This is a genomic window from Pseudooceanicola profundus (assembly GCF_054919315.1).
In genome coordinates this window covers 2,775,835-2,795,548 of the sequence record NZ_CM142898.1, presented here as the reverse complement: position 1 = coordinate 2,795,548, position 19,714 = coordinate 2,775,835, and the positions used below count along the sequence as shown (strand labels likewise).

At 67.7% G+C, this 19,714-nt stretch carries 18 protein-coding genes; 9 read left to right on the top strand and 9 right to left on the bottom strand.

Annotated elements, in window-relative coordinates:
- Window positions 1–88 precede the first annotated feature (88 nt).
- The 6 genes from ACX9MO_RS12840 to ACX9MO_RS12815 form a co-directional block, all read right to left on the bottom strand.
- Window positions 89–1,615, bottom strand: a complete 1,527-nt coding sequence (locus tag ACX9MO_RS12840; protein ID WP_462212117.1) for a formate dehydrogenase beta subunit — start codon at window positions 1,613–1,615, stop codon at window positions 89–91.
- Complete coding sequence (locus tag ACX9MO_RS12835) at window positions 1,612–2,097, bottom strand: formate dehydrogenase subunit gamma (RefSeq protein WP_462212116.1); 486 nt, start codon at window positions 2,095–2,097, stop codon at window positions 1,612–1,614. The genes ACX9MO_RS12840 and ACX9MO_RS12835 overlap by 4 nt, the downstream gene beginning before the upstream one ends.
- Window positions 2,098–2,191: 94 nt before the next feature.
- Window positions 2,192–3,073 (bottom strand): LysR family transcriptional regulator, encoded by an 882-nt coding sequence (locus tag ACX9MO_RS12830; protein ID WP_462212115.1) that lies wholly within the window; start codon window positions 3,071–3,073, stop codon window positions 2,192–2,194.
- A 289-nt stretch (window positions 3,074–3,362) separates the two neighbouring features.
- Window positions 3,363–4,724 (bottom strand): MATE family efflux transporter, encoded by a 1,362-nt coding sequence (locus ACX9MO_RS12825; RefSeq protein WP_462212114.1) that lies wholly within the window; start codon window positions 4,722–4,724, stop codon window positions 3,363–3,365.
- Between the two features lie 13 nt (window positions 4,725–4,737).
- Window positions 4,738–5,250 (bottom strand): PaaI family thioesterase, encoded by a 513-nt coding sequence (locus ACX9MO_RS12820; RefSeq protein ID WP_462212113.1) that lies wholly within the window; start codon window positions 5,248–5,250, stop codon window positions 4,738–4,740.
- Window positions 5,247–5,690 (bottom strand): PaaI family thioesterase, encoded by a 444-nt coding sequence (locus ACX9MO_RS12815; protein ID WP_462212112.1) that lies wholly within the window; start codon window positions 5,688–5,690, stop codon window positions 5,247–5,249. The genes ACX9MO_RS12820 and ACX9MO_RS12815 overlap by 4 nt, the downstream gene beginning before the upstream one ends.
- 178 nt (window positions 5,691–5,868) lie before the next feature.
- Between ACX9MO_RS12815 and ACX9MO_RS12810 the strand changes: the two genes are divergently transcribed.
- From ACX9MO_RS12810 to ACX9MO_RS12780, 7 genes are all read left to right on the top strand, one after another.
- Window positions 5,869–6,246 carry a MerR family transcriptional regulator gene (locus tag ACX9MO_RS12810; protein ID WP_222489082.1) on the top strand — a complete coding sequence of 126 codons (378 nt, stop codon included), beginning with the start codon at window positions 5,869–5,871 and terminating at the stop codon, window positions 6,244–6,246.
- Between the two features lie 305 nt (window positions 6,247–6,551).
- Entirely contained in the window at window positions 6,552–6,959 is a 408-nt protein-coding gene (locus tag ACX9MO_RS12805) for a MerR family transcriptional regulator (protein ID WP_222489081.1), read from the top strand.
- 42 nt (window positions 6,960–7,001) lie between these two features.
- On the top strand, window positions 7,002–8,780 hold the full coding sequence (locus ACX9MO_RS12800) for an acyl-CoA dehydrogenase C-terminal domain-containing protein (protein WP_462212111.1): 1,779 nt from the start codon (window positions 7,002–7,004) through the stop codon (window positions 8,778–8,780).
- Between the two features lie 165 nt (window positions 8,781–8,945).
- Window positions 8,946–9,158: a hypothetical protein gene (locus ACX9MO_RS12795; protein WP_462212110.1), complete on the top strand. Its 213-nt coding sequence runs from the start codon at window positions 8,946–8,948 to the stop codon at window positions 9,156–9,158.
- Between the two features lie 18 nt (window positions 9,159–9,176).
- Window positions 9,177–9,815 carry a glutathione S-transferase family protein gene (locus tag ACX9MO_RS12790; protein ID WP_222489078.1) on the top strand — a complete coding sequence of 213 codons (639 nt, stop codon included), beginning with the start codon at window positions 9,177–9,179 and terminating at the stop codon, window positions 9,813–9,815.
- Window positions 9,816–10,066: 251 nt separating this feature from the next.
- Complete coding sequence (locus ACX9MO_RS12785) at window positions 10,067–11,278, top strand: acetyl-CoA C-acetyltransferase (protein ID WP_222489077.1); 1,212 nt, start codon at window positions 10,067–10,069, stop codon at window positions 11,276–11,278.
- 11 nt (window positions 11,279–11,289) lie between these two features.
- Window positions 11,290–13,479 carry a 3-hydroxyacyl-CoA dehydrogenase NAD-binding domain-containing protein gene (locus ACX9MO_RS12780; RefSeq protein WP_462212109.1) on the top strand — a complete coding sequence of 730 codons (2,190 nt, stop codon included), beginning with the start codon at window positions 11,290–11,292 and terminating at the stop codon, window positions 13,477–13,479.
- 236 nt (window positions 13,480–13,715) lie between these two features.
- Here the strand turns inward: ACX9MO_RS12780 and ACX9MO_RS12775 are convergent, their stop codons facing one another.
- Both ACX9MO_RS12775 and ACX9MO_RS12770 read right to left on the bottom strand, forming a co-directional pair.
- Window positions 13,716–14,375: a Hint domain-containing protein gene (locus ACX9MO_RS12775; RefSeq protein ID WP_462212108.1), complete on the bottom strand. Its 660-nt coding sequence runs from the start codon at window positions 14,373–14,375 to the stop codon at window positions 13,716–13,718.
- A 287-nt stretch (window positions 14,376–14,662) separates the two neighbouring features.
- On the bottom strand, window positions 14,663–15,307 hold the full coding sequence (locus tag ACX9MO_RS12770) for a sulfotransferase family 2 domain-containing protein (RefSeq protein ID WP_222489074.1): 645 nt from the start codon (window positions 15,305–15,307) through the stop codon (window positions 14,663–14,665).
- Window positions 15,308–15,495: 188 nt separating this feature from the next.
- Between ACX9MO_RS12770 and ACX9MO_RS12765 the strand changes: the two genes are divergently transcribed.
- A complete protein-coding gene (locus ACX9MO_RS12765) occupies window positions 15,496–17,124 on the top strand; it encodes an AMP-binding protein (protein ID WP_462212107.1) in 1,629 nt (542 codons plus the stop codon).
- Between the two features lie 263 nt (window positions 17,125–17,387).
- Here the strand turns inward: ACX9MO_RS12765 and ACX9MO_RS12760 are convergent, their stop codons facing one another.
- Window positions 17,388–18,308, bottom strand: a complete 921-nt coding sequence (locus ACX9MO_RS12760) for a carbohydrate kinase family protein (RefSeq protein WP_462212106.1) — start codon at window positions 18,306–18,308, stop codon at window positions 17,388–17,390.
- A 190-nt stretch (window positions 18,309–18,498) separates the two neighbouring features.
- Between ACX9MO_RS12760 and ACX9MO_RS12755 the strand changes: the two genes are divergently transcribed.
- Window positions 18,499–19,452 carry a sugar-binding transcriptional regulator gene (locus ACX9MO_RS12755; protein ID WP_462212105.1) on the top strand — a complete coding sequence of 318 codons (954 nt, stop codon included), beginning with the start codon at window positions 18,499–18,501 and terminating at the stop codon, window positions 19,450–19,452.
- The last annotated feature ends 262 nt before the right edge of the window (window positions 19,453–19,714 follow it).

The window sequence follows — 19,714 nt, the reverse complement described above, 5'->3', positions numbered from 1 at the left end:
GAAAATACTCCCGGGGGTGCGGGGGCTGGCCCCCGCTGCGCATCCAGCGGCCCCACGGAACGACACCTGCATCGATGCGCCGCCCATCTCACTCCGCCGCTTTCTTCGAGCGCGCGAAATCGTCGGGAAACCCCGTCAGCGCGGACATCACCGGCATGGGCGTCAGCCCGCCAAGCGCACAGAGCGAGCCATCCTTCATGGTCTCGCAGAGGTCCTCCAGCAGGTCGACCGCCGCCGCGTCGCCGCCCGCGATCCGGTCCAGCGTCTCGACCCCGCGCACCGCGCCGATCCGGCAGGGCGTGCACTTGCCGCAGCTCTCCACCGCGCAGAATTCCATCGCGAACCGCGCCATGCCCAGCATGTCCGCGGTGTCGTCGAAGACCACGAGGCCGGCGTGGCCGATCAGCCCGCCCTGCCCGTCGAATTCCTCGTAGCCGAAGGGCGTGGCGAACTTGGACACCGGCATGTAGGCCCCCAGAGGGCCGCCCACCTGCACCGCCTTCACCGGACGGCCCGTGGCCGTGCCGCCGGCCACATCCTCGACCAGCTCACCCAGCGACATGCCGAAGGCGGTCTCGAAAAGCCCGCCGTATTTCACGTTGCCCGCGATCTGCACCGGGATCGTGCCCCGCGACCGGCCCAGGCCGAAGTCGCGGTAGAAGGCCCCGCCCCTGGCAAAGATCACCGGCACGGTCGCCAGCGAGATCAGGTTGTTGACCACGGTGGGCCGGCCCATGAAGCCTTCCAGCGCGGGCAGCGGCGGCTTGGCGCGGACCACGCCACGCTTGCCTTCCAGCGAGTTCAGCAGAGAGGTCTCCTCGCCGCAGACATAGGCGCCCGCGCCCACCCGCAGCTCAAGATCGAAGCGGCGACCGGAGCCCAGCACATCCCCCAGCAGACCCGCCCGGTAGGCCACGTCGAGCGCCCGCCGCGTCATCTCGACCGCGTCGGGATATTCCGAGCGCAGGTAGATGTAGCCCTTCGTCGCGCCGACGCCGAGGCCCGCGATCACCATGCCCTCGAAGAGGCAGAAGGGATCGCCCTCAAGGATCATCCGGTCGGCGAAGGTGCCGCTGTCGCCCTCGTCGGCATTGCAGACGATGTATTTCTGGTTCGCATGGGCCAGCCGCACGGTGTCCCACTTGATGCCGGTCGGGAACCCCGCGCCGCCGCGCCCGCGCAGCCCGCTTTCCTTGACCTCGTCGACGATTGCCTCGCCGGTCATCTCCAGCGCGCGGCGCAGACCGGCAAGGCCGCCATGGGCCTCGTACGCCGCCATCGACAGCGGATCGGTCAGCCCGCAGCGGGCGAAGGTCAGGCGGGTCTGGCGGGCGAAGAAGGGGATCTCCTCCACCGGGCCGAGCGCCTTGGGATGGGCACCGAAGCCCGCGTCGAAGAGCGCGGGCACATCCGCCGCCGTGACGGGGCCGAAGCCGGTGCGGCCCTCGGCGCGCTCGACTTCCAGCAGCGGCTCCAGCCAGATCATGCCGCGGGTGCCGTTGCGGATCACCTCGACATCGAGGCCCCGCGCCGCCGCCTCGCGCGCGACCGCCGCGGCCACCTCATCGGCGCCAACGGCCTTGGCCGCGCTGTCTCCGGGGACATAGATCTTCATGCCCGCACCTCCGCGATCAGCGCGTCGCAGGCGGCGTCATCCAGCCGCCCGCGCACCTTGTTGTCCACCATGGCGGCGGGCGCACAGGCGCAGAGGCCAAGGCAATAGACCGGCTCCACCGTGACCTTCCCGTCCGGCGTGGCGCCGTGCCAGTCGAGGCCCAGCTTCGCCAGCAGCCGGTCGGCCAGCGCCGCGCCGCCCATGGACTGGCAGGCCTCGGCCCGGCAGATCTTCAGCACGTGGCGGCCCGCCGGTGCGCTGCGGAAATCGTGGTAGAAGGACATGACCCCGTGCACTTCCGCCCGGGTCAGGTTCAGCGCCTCGGCGATGCGCGACAGCGCCGCCTGCGGGACATGGCCATAGGCCTCCTGCAGCGCGTGGAAGATCGGCAGAAGCGGCCCCTCCAGATGCAGCTGCGCAGCAATGAGCGCGTCGATCTCGGCCTCGGCCGGGGCGACGGAGGGGGCTGGTGTCGATGTCATTGGCGTCCTCCCGTAGTGATCGGGGTCTGGCACACCGTGGCATACGATATCAATATCAGCTTTCCGTCATTCGATAGGCATCACCTATCGCGCATCACACCTCCGCCTGTTTGCGCGCGGCAGAGAGCAGCGCCTCCAGCACCGGGGTATGAGGCTCGCGCCATGGCGCGATGAGGCCGACGGAGGGCGCATTACTCTGCCGGATCGGGATCGAGACCACGTCGCGCCCGGCAGCGAGGAAGCGGGCCATCTGGGCAGGCAGCACCGTGGCCCATCCGCCCTCCTCCACATGGGTCATCAGGACGACGGTGGAATTGCTCTCGACGCCCGCTTCGGGATCGACGCCGGCCTTGTGCAGCATCAGGTTGATGATCCGCCGGTTCTGCATGTCGGGCGTCAGCAGGCAGAGCCGCTGATCGGCAAGGTCAGCCCAGTCGAGCGTCGCCCGCCCGGCCAGCGCCGTGCCGCGCCGCACCACGAGGTGATAGCTCTCGCGGTAAAGCGGGATCGCCGTCATCCGCCCCAGCGGTTCATTGTCGAGGTAGGTGATCCCCGCATCGGCCTCGAGGTTCTCGATCATCGTGAGGATCTGGTCGGAACTGCGGGAATAGACCGAGAGCGAGACCCCCGGGTGATCGGCGGAAAACCGGTGGGTCAGATGGGCCGCGGTGGTGAGCGCGGTAGGGATCACCGCAAGGCGAAGCGCCCCGGAGAGGCCCGCGTGCACGGCGCGCATCTCCTCCCGGAAGGTGCGGGCATCGCCGACGATGCGCCGGGACCAGTAAAGCGCACGCTGCCCTTCCGGCGTCAGCCCCAGATAGCGCGAGCCGCGCCAGACCAGCTGCACGCCAAGCTGCGCCTCAAGCTGCTTGATCCCGGTGGAGAGGCTGGGCTGGGTGATCCCGAGGCTTTCGGCCGCGCGGCCGAAGTGCTCCTCCCGGGCGAGTGCAATGAGCATTTCCAGCTTTTCGATCATGGGATCCCCCTTGGCCGTATCTGGCCCGGTTGCGGGGGCAAGGGCAAGCGGTGGGGCCTCCTCGACTTATCCGGCCCTGCCGCGCCCGAACCGAGGGGTGGGCGCACTGCGCCCGCCCCGTGGGGGCGGTTCGGGCGCGCCCGTGCAAAGCACGGGCAGACGCGGGACGGTGAAGGTAGCGAGAAAGAGCGCAAAGTGGGATCGCGCGATATCCCGAGCTTTGCGAACTTTGCGCAAGCGAGAGACGCAGCGTGGTTAGCAACGCCACCTCACTCTACCCGCCCCGCCGTCACGCCGCCTTGGCCACCGCCACCTGATCCGCCTCGGCCTCCAGCGCCGGGTAACGGATCAGCAGGGTGACGCCGCGCGCCACGAAGGAGATCAGGAAGGCCGCCCAGAGGCCGTGGTTGCCGAAAGGCGGCACCAGTGCCACCGCCGCCACCACATAGACCACGAAGCTCACCGCCATCATGTTGCGCATGTCGCGCGAGCGGGTCGCGCCGATGAAGATCCCGTCCAGCATCCACGCCCCCACGCCCAGCACCGGCACGGCGACCATCCACGGCAGGTAGGTCCGCGCGGCCAGCTGCACCTCGGGCGCCTTGGTGATCACGTCGATCAGCCAGCCGCCCGCGAGCGCGAAGAAGAGCGCCAGCAGCACGCAGATCGCGATGCTCCAGCCGCTGGTCAGCAGCGCCCCGCGCCGCAGGCCCGCGCGGTCTCCACGCCCCATGGCCTGCCCGACGAAGGCCTCGGCCGCGAAGGCGAAACCGTCGAGGGCGAAGGCGGTGATCTCGAGGAACTGCAACAGCACCTGGTTCGCCGCCAGTTGCACGTCGCCGAAATCGGCGGCGAGGAACATGAAGGAGAGGAAGGTGGCCTTCAGCAGCAGAGAGCGCACGAGGATGTCGGCGTTCACCACGCCCATCCGGATCAGCGCCACCCGGTCGAAGACCCGCCCCCAGTCGCGCCACGCCGGATCGCGGAACGCCGCCCGGCAGAGGTAGAGCGCCAGCGCCAGACCGCTCCACTCGGCGATGAAGGTGGCGGTCGCCACGCCCTCGACACCCCAGCCGAGCCCCAGCACGAACCAGAGGTCGAGCGCGATGTTCACGGTGTTCATCAGCAACTGCACCGCCAGCACCGCCATCGTGCGCTCCTGCGCGATGAGCCAGCCGGTCAGACCGTAGAGCCCGATCGCCGCCGGGGCCGACCAGATGCGGATGCCCATGTAGGCGCGCGACATCTCTTCCACCTCGGCGCTCGCCGGGGCCAGCCCGAGGGCGCCCGCGAAGATCGGCCATTGCAGCGCGACGATCACCGCCCCCGCCCCCAGCCCGAACATCAGTGAGCGGGTCAGCAGGGCCGCGACCTCGCCCCGGTCGCCCTGCCCCGCCGCGCGGGCGGTCATGCCCGTGGTGCCCATGCGCAGGAAGCCGAAGATCCAGTAGATCGCCGAGAGGATGACCGCGCCGAGGCCCACGGCCGCGATCGGCTGCGCCTCGGCGATCTGGCCGACGACGCCGGTATCCACCGCGCCGAGGATTGGCACGGTGACGTTGGAAAGCACGATCGGAACCGCGATCCGCAGCACCCGGCGGTGAGTGAGGGCCTCGGGCCCGGTGGTGTCGGTCACGGTGGTGTCGGTCACGGTCTGGCCTGCGTTATGCCATGGGGCCCTGCGGCATCACGAAATGCCCGATGGCCTGCGCGTGGGGCCGCTGCCGGTTGTCCTGCCAGGCCTCGACCCGTACCGAGGCATAGCGCCGGCCGGAGCGGGTGATCTCGGCCCGGGCATAGGCGTCACGCGGCAGGCCCGAGCGCAGGAAATCGGTGGCGAAGTCGATGGTCTTGGGCAGTTTCGGGCACCAGCCCTCGCCCAGCGCGGCGGCATCGACCGCCCCGGTTTCCACCTGCTCCCAGAGCATCCCCCAGCTGAGCCCGATCAGTGCGGTGATCTCGAGGAAGCCCGCCGTGGCCCCGCCATGAAGCGCGGGCAGCATCGGGTTGCCGACCAGGTCGCGGCGATAGGGCAGGATCGCGGTCAGCTCATCCCCCCGGCGGTCGAAGGTGACACCGAGGAAGGAGATGAAGGGCACGGAGCCCAGGAGCGCGGCCAGCGCCGCATCGCGGCGCTGCTTGACGACCTGCACGGGTTCGGGGGGACGCCGGTTCATGCCTTGCCCTCCTGCGCGGAGCGTTCGACCGTGAAGGCCCCGGTGGCGGTGGCCACGGGCGTGTCCCCCTCCCCGTCCGTCGCGGTGGCGCGCACGAAGGCGACCGAGCGGGTGACGTGGTAGCATTCCGCCCGCGCGGTGATCGCGCAGCCCGGCTTGGCCGCGCGCATGTAATCGATCCGCAGGTCGATCGTCGCCGTCCCCATCGAGGCCTCGGGGTGGGAGAAGACGGCCGCGCCGCAGGTGGTGTCCATCAGCGCCGACACCGCGCCGCCGTGGATCACGCCACTTTCGGGATCGCCCACGAGGCGCGAGTCGTAGGGCATCGTCATCACGGCGACGCCTGCGGTCAGATCGTCGAAGCGCATGTTCAGGGCCGCCACGTAGGGGAGCTCTTTCGCGAAATGCTCCTTGACGAAATCCAGGTCTGGTTTGTTCATCGCGCCCTCGATCCTTTGGCCCGTATATGATTGGAAAAGCCCGGAGCTTTCAAGCCAGCCCAAACGGACAGCTGCGGCCCTGACGGTGGTTGCCCTTGCGACCAGAGGGTCCTAACCTCCGGCCCACGCAAGGATCCCCCCGGATCCGCTCTCCCGTGACTTTATCGAGTAGACAGCCATGAGCGAAACGACCCTGAGCTTCAAGGAAATGTGCGAGCGGTTCGAGGTGACGCCGCGGACCCTGCGCTACTACGAGTATATCGAGCTGCTCTCACCGGAGCGTCAGGGCCGCTCGCGCTACTACGGGCCCAAGGAAATCGCCCGGATGACGCTGATCCTGCGCGGCCGCAAGTTCGGCTTCGCGCTGGAGGACATCCGCCAGTGGCTCCAGATCTACGAGAAGGACGGGACCGAGGTGCAGATGCGCAACTGGGTCGAGATGGCCGACAAGCAGCTCCTCGAACTGGCCGAACAGCGCCGCCAGCTGGACGAGGCCATGGCCGAGCTGAAGGACCTGCGCGACGGCGTGGCGAAGGACCTCGATTCGGGCACCTGAGTCGGGCACCTGACCGCGGACAATCCTGTCCACAGGGTCCCGAAGAGCCCCCGAAAAGCTGCCCCGAAGGCAATTGTTACAGACGCTATTGAGCGTCTGTTCCTTTATGTGATTTCCCTGTGAAATAAAGCACTTCAAACCGCGCCAAAACGAAACGAAATTTCCTTTACCCGGCGTCACTTTTCATGATCTTACGTCACCGCGAAAGTGACGTGACGTTTGTGTTACGTCAACTTCGTTTCCCATTGTAACCGTGGGTCAAGAAATGTTTTTACCGCCTGATCAAAAATCAGGATGGGTTAACCATGACCGAACGAACGGAGACAATGACGATCCGCGAGATGTGCGACGCCTTCGAGGTGACGCCGCGCACCCTGCGGTTCTACGAGGCCAAGGAACTGCTGTTCCCGATCCGCGAAGGCCAGAAGCGGCTGTTTACCCGGCGTGACCGGGCCCGGCTGAAACTGATCCTGCGTGGCAAGCGTTTTGGCTTCAGCCTCGAGGAGATCCGCCAGCTTCTTAACCTCTATGACAAGGGTGACCAACAGCTGACCCAGCTGGAGCGCACCTATGAGGTTGCCCAGAAGCGCATGGAAGAAATGGAAAAGCAACGCGATGAGCTGAACAAGGCCATCGAGGAGCTGTCCGAACAGATGCGGTGGGGGGAACAGATGATCACCTCGCTGCGCACGCCCAAGAAGGTGGCCGAATAACCAACCCGGCCGCCTCGCCCATCGAAGTCTAGGGAGAGAGACATGCCGAGTTACACCGCCCCCGTGAAGGATTTCCAATTCGTCCTTCACGACGTGCTGAAAGCCTCTGAAAGCGCCATCCCCGGCTATGACGAGCTGGACCGCGATTTTACCTCTGCCATCCTCGAAGAGGCCGGCAAGATCGCGTCGGAAGTGTTGGCGCCGCTGAATCCGGTGGGGGATCAGCAGGGCTGTCGTCTTGAGAACGGCGTGGTGCACACGCCGGAAGGGTTCAAGGCGGCATTCGATCAGCTCCGCGAGGGCGGCTGGACCGGTCTGGACTGCGATCCCGACTTCGGTGGGCAGGGAATGCCCTACGTGATGGGCGTGGCGACAGGTGAGATGTTCACCGCCGCCAACATGGCATTCACCATGTACCAGGGCCTGACCCACGGGGCCTATTCCGCGATCCACATCCACGGCACCGACCAGCAGAAGCAGACCTATCTGCCCAAGATGGTCTCCTGCGAGTGGACCGGCACCATGAACCTGACGGAGCCGCATTGCGGCACCGACCTTGGGCTGATGCGCACCAAGGCCGAGCCGCAGGAGGATGGCAGCTACAGGATTTCCGGCCAGAAGATCTTCATCTCCGCCGGTGATCACGACATGTCCGACAACGTGATCCACCTCGTGCTGGCGAAAATTCCCGGCGGCCCGGACGGGATCAAGGGTGTGTCGCTCTTCATCGTGCCCAAGGTCCTCGTGAACGAGGATGGCAGCCTCGGCGCGCGCAACGGCGTCAGCGTCGGCAAGCTGGAAGAGAAGATGGGCATTCACGGCAATGCCACCTGCGTCATGAACTACGACGAGGCCACCGGCTACCTGCTGGGGACCGAACACAAGGGCATGCGCGCGATGTTCACCATGATGAACGAAGCCCGTCTCGGCGTCGGCATGCAGGGCCTCGCCGTTTCCGAAGCGGCCTACCAGAACGCCGTGATCTACGCCAAGGACCGGCTGCAGGGGCGTGCCGTCACCGGCACCGAGAACCCCGACGGCCCCGCCGATCCGATCATCGTGCATCCCGACATCCGCCGCGCGCTGATGGACCAGAAGAGCTTCGTCGAAGGCGCGCGTGCCTTCGCGCTCTGGGGCGCGCAGATGATCGACCAGGCGCGCCGCTCCGAGGATGCGGCGGCCGAGGGCGTGATCTCGCTGCTGACCCCCGTGCTGAAGGGCTTCCTCACGGACGAGGGCTTTGCCTGCACCGTGCAGGCCCAGCAGGTCTATGGCGGCCACGGCTACATTGAGGAATGGGGCATGTCGCAGTTCACCCGCGACGCCCGTATCGCCATGATCTACGAGGGCGCCAACGGCATTCAGGCGCTGGACCTCGTCGGGCGCAAGCTGGCTGCCGAGGGCGGCAAGCCCGCCATGGCGCTCTTCGAGATGATCAAGACCTTCTGCAAGGAGAACGCCGACGACGAGGAGATCGCCAAGCAGTTCATCGAACCGCTCAAGACCGCCTCGAAGCAGCTTCAGGAAGCGGCGATGTACTTCATGCAGAACGGCATGAAGAACCCGAACCACGCGCTTGCGGGCTCCACCGACTTCCTGCACCTCTTCGGCCATGTCTGCCTTGGCTACATGTGGTCGAAAATGGCGATTGCCGCCAAGGAAGCGCTCGCCTCCGGGACCGGGGACGCTGCGTTCTACGAGACGAAGATCGCGACGGGGCGCTATTACATGTCCCGTCGCCTGCCTGCGACGGCCATGCACCTGCAGCGCATCCTTTCGGGTGCCGATCCGGTCATGGCGCTGGACGCGGCCAACTTCTGAGCCGGGATCAACCCGCGCCATAGGAACCGACAGGGGGTTCGGCCCCCACTCACGGCGGAGCCGCGCGCCACGCGCGGGGCTCCGAAGCGCCCGGACCGCCCCTATTTTCAGGCGGTCCGGGTGCGGCCAACAGCGCGGGCCCCGGCCCGAGGAGGAGGAGCAGAGATGCCCAAACGCTTCCGCCTGACGCGGCGCATCCCCGTCGCCATGACCGAAGACGGCTATCGCCGGCTGAAGAAATTCGCCCGCGACGCCGGCCTCGACGAGGGAGAGTCGCTCTCTTTCCTGTTCGAAAACTTTGACTCCGTCACCGATGAGGACAACCTCACGCACAGGCTTCGGCTGTTCAATTCGGAACTGGACGCGCGCAAGCGCTGATCCCAAGGGGAGAGAAAGATGACGATCAAACTCTATTGCTTCGGCGAGAGCGGAAATGCCTACAAGGCGGCCCTGCCGCTGGAGCTCTCGGGCCTCGACTGGGCGCCCGAGAAGGTGGACTTCTTCGGCGGCGCGCACCGCTCGAAGGATTACACCGCCATGAACGTGATGGGCGAGGTCCCGGTGCTGGTGGACGGCGACGTGACCCTGTCGCAGTCCGGCGTGATCCAGATGTACATCACCGAGAAGACCGGCAAGTTCGGCGGCGCCACCCCGGAAGAGGCCCGCAACGTGATGAAGTGGGTGTTCTTCGACAACCACAAGATGTCGTCGCAATGCGGGATGCTGCGCTTCCAGATGAACTTCCTGCCCGAGGCGAACCGCTCGGCCGAGGTGATCGGCTTCATCGCCGCGCGGCTGAAGGCCGCCTTCAAGGTGCTCGACGCCGGGCTGGAGGGGCGCGACTGGCTGGTGGGCGACGGGCCGACCCACGCGGATTTCTCGAACTGCGGCTACCTGTTCTACCCGGAGCCCTTCACCTTCGAGCGCAAGGACTGGCCGAACATCGACCGCTGGCTGTCGAACATCGAGAGCCTGCCGGGGTGGAAACACCCCTACGACCTGATGCCGGGGCGCCCGTCTGATCGGGGGCTTTGAACGGGGGCTTTGAATCGGGCCCCTGATTGAAGCCTCTGACGAGGGGGCCTGAAAGGGGGCTCCGACCGGAAGCGTCGCGCGGGGCCCGCAGAGGGGCCCGCGTTGCGGGCGGGTACGGGGGCTGTCTGCCCCCCTTGGCCCTGACGGGCCAATTCCCCCCGAGGATACTTGAGAAACGGAAATGGGATGGGGGAGGACCTGTCCCGGCGGGGTGGAGGCCCCGCCACTGGACCGGAAAGGATGAGGACACCATGACCGACGCCTATATCTACGACGCCGTGCGCAGCCCGCGCGGCAAGGGGCGCCCCGACGGGTCGCTGCACGAGGTGACCGCGGTCGCGCTCGGCAAGCAGATGCTGAACGCGCTGAAGGACCGTAACGGGCTGGAGGGCCACGCGGTCGAGGACGTGATCTGGGGCAACGCGACCCAGGCCTTCGAACAGGGCGGCTGCCTGGCGCGGACCACCGTGCTGGCGTCCGATCTGGACGAGAGCATTCCCGGCCTGTCGATCAACCGCTTCTGCGCCAGTGGCATGGAGGCGGTGAACCTCGCTGCCAACCAGGTGCGCGGCGGGGCCGGCCAGGCCTATATCGCGGGCGGCGTGGAATGCATGAGCCGGGTGGCCATGGGATCCGACGGGGCCGCCGTGGCGGTCGACCCGACCGTGGCGATGGAGCGGTATTTCGTGCCGCAGGGCATTTCCGCGGACATCATCGCGACGGAATACGGCATCAGCCGGGACGACGCCGATGCGCTCGCCGTGCGTTCGCAGGCGCTGGCGGCGAAGGCCTGGGAGGAGAAGCGCTTCGACAGGTCTATCGTGACGATCCGCGACGTGAACGGCCTGCCGATCCTCGCCCATGACGAATACATGCGCCCCGGCACTGACATGCAGGCGCTTGGCGGGCTGAAGCCGGCCTTCAAGGAGATGGGCGAGGTGATGCCCGGGTTCGACAAGGTGGCGATGCTGAAGTACCCGCATCTGGAGAAGATCAACCACATCCACCACGCCGGAAACTCCTCGGGCATCGTGGACGGGGCGGCGGGCGTGCTCGTCGGCTCGAAGGAATTCGGCGAGGCCTTTGGCCTCAAGCCGCGGGCCCGCATCCGGGCGACGGCGAAGATCGGCACCGATCCGACCATCATGCTGACCGGCCCGGTACCGGTGACCGAGAAGATCCTCGCCGAGAGCGGCATGGGCATCGGCGACATCGACCTCTTCGAGGTGAACGAGGCGTTTTCCGCCGTGGTGCTGCGCTTCATCCAGGCCTTCGGCGTGGACATGGACCGGGTGAACAGCTGCGGGGGCGCGATTGCCATGGGCCACCCGCTGGGGGCCTCGGGCGCGATCATCATCGGCACGCTGCTGGACGAGTTGGAGCGCACCGACAAGGAGGTCGGACTGGCGACGCTCTGCGTGGCCTCCGGCATGGGTGCCGCCACGATCATCGAACGCGTGTAAGGGAGGGGACAATGACCGATTTCACGATGGAGAAAGGCGCCGACGGCGTCGCCGTGATCACCTGGGACGTCCCGGGCAAGAGCATGAACGTCCTGTCGATGGAGGGCGCGGCCACCCTCGACGGGTTCATCGACGACGCGCTCGCCGATGAGGCGGTGAAGGGCATCGTCATCACCTCCGCCAAGGACACGTTCGCGGCCGGAATGGACCTGAACATCCTGGCCGACTTCCAGAAGAACGGGGCCGAGGGCGTGTTCGAAGGGATCATGTCGCTGCACAGGATCCTGCGGAAGATCGAGCGCGCGGGCATGGACCCCAAGTCCCTGAAGGGCGGCAAGCCGATCGCGGCCGCCCTGCCCGGCACCGGCCTCGGTATCGGGTTCGAACTGCCGCTGGCCTGCCACCGCATCTTTGTGGCCGACAACCCCAAGGCCAAGTTCGGCCTGCCCGAGATCAAGGTCGGCATATTCCCCGGCGCGGGCGGCACCACCCGCGTCGTGCGCAAGCTGGGCGTCATGGCCGCGGCCCCCTTCCTGCTGCAGGGCCAGCTGGTGGACCCGAAGAAGGCCAAGGGCGCCGGTCTGGTGGATGAGATCGCCGCCGATCCGGTGGCGGCCGCCAAGGCGTGGGTGCTGGGCGCCAAGGACGCGGATATCGTCAAGCCGTGGGACGCCAAGGGCTACAAGATGCCCGGCGGCGCGCCCTATCACCCGGCGGGCTTCCAGACCATGGTGGGCGCCAATGCGATGATCATGGCCGAGACCTGGGGCGCCTACCCCGCGCCCAAGGCGATGCTCTCGGCAATCTACGAGGGCGCGCAGGTGCCATTCGACACTGCGCTCAAGATCGAGGCGCGCTGGTTCACCCATATCATCATGAACCCCTCGTCGGGCGCGATGATCCGGTCGCTCTTCCTCAACAAGGAAGCGCTGGAAAAGGGCGCGAACCGGCCCGAGGCGCCGGATCAGCGCGTCAAGAAGCTGGGCGTCATGGGCGCGGGCATGATGGGCGCGGGCATTGCCCTCGTTTCGGCGCAGGCCGGGATCGAGGTGGTGCTGATCGACCAGAAGCAGGAGGCCGCGGACAAGGGCAAAGCCTATACCGAAGCCTATCTCGACAAGGGCATCGCCCGGAAGAAGACCACGCCCGAGCAGAAGGAAGCCGTCCTGTCGCGCATCACCGCGACCACGGATTACGACACGCTGAAGGACGCGGACCTGATCATCGAGGCAGTCTTCGAGGACCCGGGCGTCAAGGCCGAAGTCACCAGGAACGTCGAGGCGGTGATCCCCGAGGAATGCATCTTTGCCTCCAACACCTCGACCCTGCCGATCTCGGGGCTGGCCAAGGCTTCCTCGCGGCCCGAGCAGTTCATCGGCATCCACTTCTTCTCGCCGGTCGAGAAGATGCTGCTGGTGGAGATCATCAAGGGCAAGCAGACCGGCGACCGGGCCGTGGCCAAGGCGCTCGACTACGTGCGTCAGATCCGCAAGACGCCGATTGTCGTGAACGACGCGCGGTTCTTCTATGCCAACCGCTGCATCATCCCCTACCTCAACGAGGGCGCGCGGATGGTCAGCGAAGGCATCAGCCCGGCGCTGGTGGAACATGCCGCCCGGATGCTGGGGATGCCCGTGGGCCCGCTGCAACTGATCGACGAGACCTCCATCGACCTCGCCGTGAAGATCGCCAAGGCGACCAAGCAGGCCATGGGCGACGCCTATCCGGCCGATGCCAAGGGTGTCGATGACCTGATGTTCTGGCTCTATGACGAGGGCCGTCTGGGGCGGAAGTCCAAGGCGGGCTTCTATGCCTACGACGAAAAGGGCAAGCGCACCGGTCTCTGGGAGGGTCTGGCGGCGAAATACCCGCTGGCGGAGGACCAGCCCGACGTGATCGAGGTACAGCACCGCCTGATGTTCGCGCAGGTGCTGGAAGCGGTCCGCGCGCTGGAGGAAGGCGTGCTGGAGGACATCCGCGAGGGCGACGTGGGCGCGATCCTCGGCTGGGGCTTCGCGCCGTGGTCGGGCGGTCCGTTCAGCTGGCTCGACATCGTGGGCACGCCGTTTGCGGCGGAGACCTGCGACCGGCTGGCCGAGACCTATGGCCCGCGTTTCACCACGCCCGCGCTGCTGCGCGAGATGGCCGAGGGGAACGAGAGCTTCTACAAGCGCTTCGGCCCGCAGGCCAAGGCGGCCTGAGCCACCGGTCCTGCCGCTGTCCGGCACCGGTCGGGCGGCGGTCGGGCCCCGGTTGGGCCCCGGTTGGGCGGCGTCTCTTGCAGGGTGACGACAAAAGCAAAGGCGCGGGGCCGTAGGGACCCGCGCCTTTCTCCCCTCTCCTCCCCGAGGGGGGAAGGGGCGGCGGCGCAACCGGGCTGCGGGCGACCATCCACTCCCTTCCGTTCAGCCCGCCGCATCCGCCGGGCTGAAACCTGTCAGCTCTCCGCGCGGCGACTGGCGAGCCGCTTGTGCCACTGGGTGACCAGTTCGTCGCGGATGCTCTCCACCATGACGCCATCGGTTTCCCCCGACAGCAGGCGATAGGCCGGCGCCGCGTCGAAGGCGCGATGCACCATGTCCCCGGCTGCCGGGCAGACACACATGGCGCCCGAGGCGGCAAAGAGGATCTCGTCATTGTCGAATTGCAGCATGTAAACCTTCACCGGCGTGTCGGGCAGCACGCGCTCGATCCCGCAGATGCCTTCCAGCAGGTGCACGGGCATCAGCGCGAAGGGATCACCGTAGTGCGCCTCCGAGATATCGCTTTCGACCATGACGCCCTGTTGCGGCAGCGCCAGCAGTTCCTCGCTGTTGCCGATGGCCCCGGCGGGCACATGCAGCGGGCAGAACCGATCCGGGCACCCATGGCTGCCGGACCAGAGCGGATCGGCATAGACCGCGCGCACCGTCTGCAGGCCGTTGTCGAAGGTCAGCACCGCGTCACCGGCGCGGATCGTCTCGATCCGCTGCCAGCCGACGGCGGTGGCCACCCGCGTGCCTTCGGCCAGTCCCGTGGTGACCCCGGTCACCTCTTCCGCCGCGGCGGGGCCGGTGGTCAGGAAGTCCTCGTTCCGCGACCGTTCGTGTCCCCGCATCCATCCCTGCAGCATTGTTCGTCCCTACGTCTGTCCTTTGTCCGGGGCGTCCTGCCCCACCTCTCCCGGATTTCCCCTGCCGGGGGAGACGGGTCATCCATTGCGACCTATTGCGGCAGGATCATGGCAGCCGGCCGAATAGGGGAATATTGATGTAGCAATTTACGCAATCCCGCCTGTGAGGCAGGGATTGCCCACGTTCCTCGCCCAATCAGCTGGCGTTTCCGCCGCGCGGAAACCGCCCTTTGGCGGTCCGTTCGCTCTGCGGGCGAATCTCCCTGTGGTTGTCAGAAGCGATAGCCGAAGCGGGCGATGTCTTCCGCGCAATGCCGCCCCAGAAGGCCCGCGTCTTCCGGCGTATAGTAGCGCCGGTAGTCCGCATCCCGCTCCGAGGCATTGGCCCGGGGCAGTTCCAGCTCGAAGCCCAGATGGTCCCAAAGCCGCTGCGCATCGGCCTCCAGATGCTCGATCCGGATATAGAGCGAGGCCCGCTCGAAGCCGTCCGGCCCGCGCATGTAGGCCCGCGCCGGGGTGTCGGCGAAGCCGCGCGCAATGACCGGGTGGCGCAGGAAGGCGGGGAAGGAGAGCGTCTGCGCCAGCGTCACCGCCGGGTGGTCGAAGCTCTGGCCCTGCAACCAGTGATAGTAGCTCACCGCCCGGTCCCAGGGGTTCCGCACGAGGGTGAAGGTGAAGAACCGCGCGATCTCCGCGTCACTCGCCAGGCCGCGAATGTCCGAGAGGGTCGAGTGTTTCCAGAGCCGCCCGGCCGCTGCCTGCCCCTTCACCCGGTGCCGGCGCTTCCTGGCCTTGGGCGTGTCGCCCAGCAGGATATCATCCTTCATCGCCCGGTCTTCCAGCGCCAGCGCCATGGCCGTACCGCCGGTCTTGGGGATGTGGATGAAGATATAGCGGCGGCCGCGCGACAGGATCATGGGGCGGACGCTAGCCGATCCCCCGCGCCCGATCCAGAGCCCCGTGCGCGCCGGAGGTCCCCGCCAGCCCCCTGCCCCGTCACGATAATCCCATGGGCGGAACGTTGCGACCCTGCGTCAGGCTGGCCCTTGTGACAGGCCGCGCGGCGGCATACCGTGCCATCCGAGGACACAAGGAGGAGAGGCCCATGGGCTGGCTGAAGGACGAGACGGGACTTGAACGGACACAAGCGAACCACGTACCGCTGACCCCGCTGTCCTGGCTGATCCGTGCGCGGGACATCTGGCCGAACCACCTGGCCGTCGTCTATGGCCCCCACCGCAAGACCTATGCCGAATACCACGCCCGCGTGACGCGGCTGGCCTCGGCGCTTGCAAAGGCGGGGGTGGAGCCGGGCGACGTGGTCTCGACCCTGCTGCCCAACATCCCGGCCCAGGCCGAGGCCCATTTCGGCGTGCCCGCCTGCGGCGCGGTGCTGAACACGATCAACACCCGGCTCGAGGCGGACACGCTGTCCTACATCCTCGACCACGCGGACACCAAGGTGGTGCTCTGCGACCCGCAGTTCATCCCGGTCCTTGTCGCCGCGATGGAGGACATGGAGAACGAACCGCCCCTCGTGATCGAGGTGGCCGATCCCCATGCCGGCGTGAACGCCTACGGCGACTACATGGAATACGAGGCCTTCCTCGACACCGGCGATCCCGATTTCGACTGGATCCTGCCCGAGGATGAATGGGAGAGCATCGCGCTCAACTACACCTCCGGCACCACCGGGCGGCCCAAGGGCGTGGTCTACCACCACCGCGGCGCCTATCTGAACGCCATGGGGCAGGTGATCTCGTGGCGGATGGTGCTGCACCCGCGCTACCTGACGATCGTGCCGCTGTTCCACTGCAACGGCTGGTGCCACACTTGGTTGATGCCGCTCCTCGGCGGGACCGAGATCTGCTGCCGCGACATCACGCCGAAGGCGATCTTCGACGCCATCGCGGACGAGAAGGCCACCCATTTCGGCGGCGCGCCCATCGTGCTGAACCTGCTGGTGAATGCGCCCGAAGACCAGAAGCGCGCCTTCGATCACGTGGTCGAGGTCTTCACCGCCGGTGCCCCGCCTGCCCCCGCCACGCTGGCCGCGATCGAGCCCATGGGCTTCAACGTCACGCAGGTCTACGGCCTGACAGAAACCTATGGTCCGGCCACCGAATGCTACTGGGACGACAGCCGCTGGTCCGGCCTCGAGGGCGAGGCCCGCGCGGCGATCAAGGCCCGCCAGGGCGTGCCGATGCCCGGCTGCGAAGAGGTGGTCGTGCTTGACGAGGGCCTGGCCCCGGTGCCCCGCGACGGCGCCACGGCGGGCGAGATCATGATGCGTGGCAACGGCGTGATGAAGGGCTACCTCAAGAACCCGCGCGCCACGCGCGAGGCCTTCAAGGGCGGCTATTTCCACTCCGGCGACATCGCCGTGCAGCATGACGACAGCTGGATCCAGATCTCCGACCGGGCCAAGGACATCATCATCTCGGGCGGCGAGAACATCTCCTCGGTCGAGGTCGAGGGCGTGCTCATGGGCCACCCCGACGTGATGCTCTGCGCCGTGGTGGCCAAGCCGGACGAGAAATGGGGCGAGGTGCCCTGCGCCTTCGTGGAAATGAAGGAGGGCCATTCCGCTGGCGAGGAAGAGCTGATCGCCTTCGCCCGCGCGCGCCTTGCGGGCTTCAAGACCCCCAAGAAGGTGGTCTTTGCCGAGCTGCCCAAGACCTCCACCGGCAAGATCCAGAAGTTCGAACTTCGCAAGCTCGCCAAGGACCTCTGACCCGGCGCTGAACAGACCAAGGGGGGCACACCACCCCCCTTCATCTTTCCCCAAATACTCCGGGGGAATTGGCCCCGCAGGGGCCAAGGGGGCAGCGCCCCACCCCGGATTTTTCGAAAAACCCGGTCCGGACAATGCGCATTGTCCGATCTCCGGTTGCGTCCAGCCCCCCGCTCCCGGCTGCCCCCCAAAATTCTTCGAAGAATTTTGGCAAGAATTTTCGAAAATTCTTGCTCGCCCCCCCCCCGAGAACCTGCCCCCGGTCAGGCGGGCAGCTCGCTCCGCCACGGCGGGTTCGCCCCCGCCCGCGAGACGGTGACCGAGGCCGCCGCGATCCCCAGGCTCAGCGCCGCCTCCAGCGCCGCGTCCGAGGCGCCGCGCACCGCATCGCGCCCGCGCAGGCCCTGCGCCTGAAGGCTCGCCAGCACGCCCGCGTTGAACGTGTCGCCCGCGCCCACGGTGTCCGCGACGGTCACCGCCCGGGCGGGCACATGCAACGTGCCGCGCGCGGTCACGGCCTCGGCCCCCTCCGCGCCCCGGGTCAGGCAGAGCACCGCAGGCCCCTGCGCAAGGATGTCCCCGGGCGCCGCATCGGGCCCCGCCAGCCAGAGCAGGTCCTCGTCCGACAGTTTCACGATGTCCGCCACCGCCATCATCCGCGCCAGCCGGGCGCGGTAGGCGGCCTCGTCGGCGATGAAGCCGGGGCGAATGTTGGGATCGAGGAAAATCGGCACCCCCTTGGCCACCAGCGAGAGACAGAGCGCCTCGAAAGCCGCGCCGCAGGGCTCCGCCATCAGCGAGATGCCCCCGAAAACCGCCATCTCGGGCAGCGGATCGGGCGCGGTCAACTCGGCCCCGGTGAGGTCGTTCATCGCCGTGCCGCGCATGTAGAAGGCATAGCTGGCCTGCCCGCCGCTGAGGGTCACCATGGCCAGCGTCGTCGGACGGTTCACCCGCGGCGACGGCGCGCAGTCCACGCCCGAGGCGCCGGCGACCTCCTCCAGCAGGGCCCCGAAGGCATCGGTGGAGAGCCCTGTGGCCAGCGACACCTGCGCCCCCAACCGGCCGAGGGCGACCGCGGTATTGTAGACCGCGCCCCCCGCCCGGGGCACGTAACCCGTTTCCCCGGCGGTGGTTTCCGCCGGGATCATGTCGATCAAAGCCTCGCCCGCGCAGAGGATCATGGGCCCCTCCCTCGATGTTTGCGCTATCGTCCTGTTGCGGCGCGCATAAAGGCTTCGCCCCCGCGCTGTCCAGAGGTTTCCTGCACGTCACGCGCAGCAGCCATGCCCTCCGCAGCCTTGACAGGGTCGGCCCTGCGCGGGGACATTGGACGCCGCCGCGGGGTCTCCTGCGTCAAGGAGGAGGACCACCATGGACATGCCCGACCGCGCGACCAAGCGGCTTGACGATGCGGCGCGGGCGGCGTGGCTCTACTACATCGCGGGCAAGACGCAGGACGAGGTCGCGGGCATCCTCGGCGTCTCGCGCCAGTCGGCGCAGCGGATGGTCTCGCTCGCCATGTCCTCGGGCCTCGTGAAGGTACGGATCGACCATCCCATCGGCCAGTGCATGTCGCTGGCCGCGGCGCTCAGCGAACGCTTCGGCCTCTCGCTCTGCGAGGTGGTGCCCAGCCTGCCGGGCAGCGACGCCTCGCTGCCGGTGGCCCATGCCACGGCGGATGTGATCGAACGCTGGCTCCTGCGGCCCGAGGCCGGCGTCATGGGGCTGGGGACCGGGCGCACCCTGCGCGCGGCGATCGAGGCCCTGCCCCGGATCGACTGCCCGCAGCACCGGATCGTCTCGCTCACCGGGAACATCGCGCCCGACGGCTCCACGGCCTTCTACAACGTGCTCTTCTCGATCTCCGACAAGGTCACCGCGCCGACCTACCCGCTGCCGATGCCGGTCATCGCGGCCAGCGCCGCGGAACGCGACATGCTGCTGACCCAGAAGACCATCGCCGCCGCCCGCGACCTTGCCGCGCGGGCCGACCTTGCCGTGGTCGGCGTGGGCCAGATGGACGCCGCCGCGCCGCTGCTGCTGGACGGGTTCATCACCCGGGCCGAGCTGGACGAGTTGCGCGCCGCCGGTGCCGTGGGCGAGATCCTCGGCTGGGCCTTCGATGCCAAGGGCAAGGTGATCCCCGGCCTGATGAACGACCGCGTCTCGGCAGCCGATCTCTGGGCGGGCGGGGCCGAGGGGCGCCAGATCCTCGGCGTGGCGGGCGGCGCCGGCAAGTTGCCTGCAATCCGGGGCGCGCTGGAGGGCGGCCTGCTCAACGGGCTCGTCACCGACGAGGAGACGGCCACCGCCCTGCTGGCCTGACCATCGGCACGATCCGCGGGGACTGGCCCTGTCGGCCTGAGCATGTTTGCCGGACCATATGGGCTGGCCCCTGCCGCTCCCCCCCTGCTGGCCCGACCGGCCCGCGTTGATTCGCCAGTCAACAACCGGCACGCCCCCGGGATGCCGCGCTGCGGCACGAAAACCACCGCCAGACCCCTGCGAAATCCCGGGACTTTCCCCATCTGGGCGACAAGCGCCGACGCTGCGCCGCGGCACAACCCCGCCTGCCACACGGCGATTA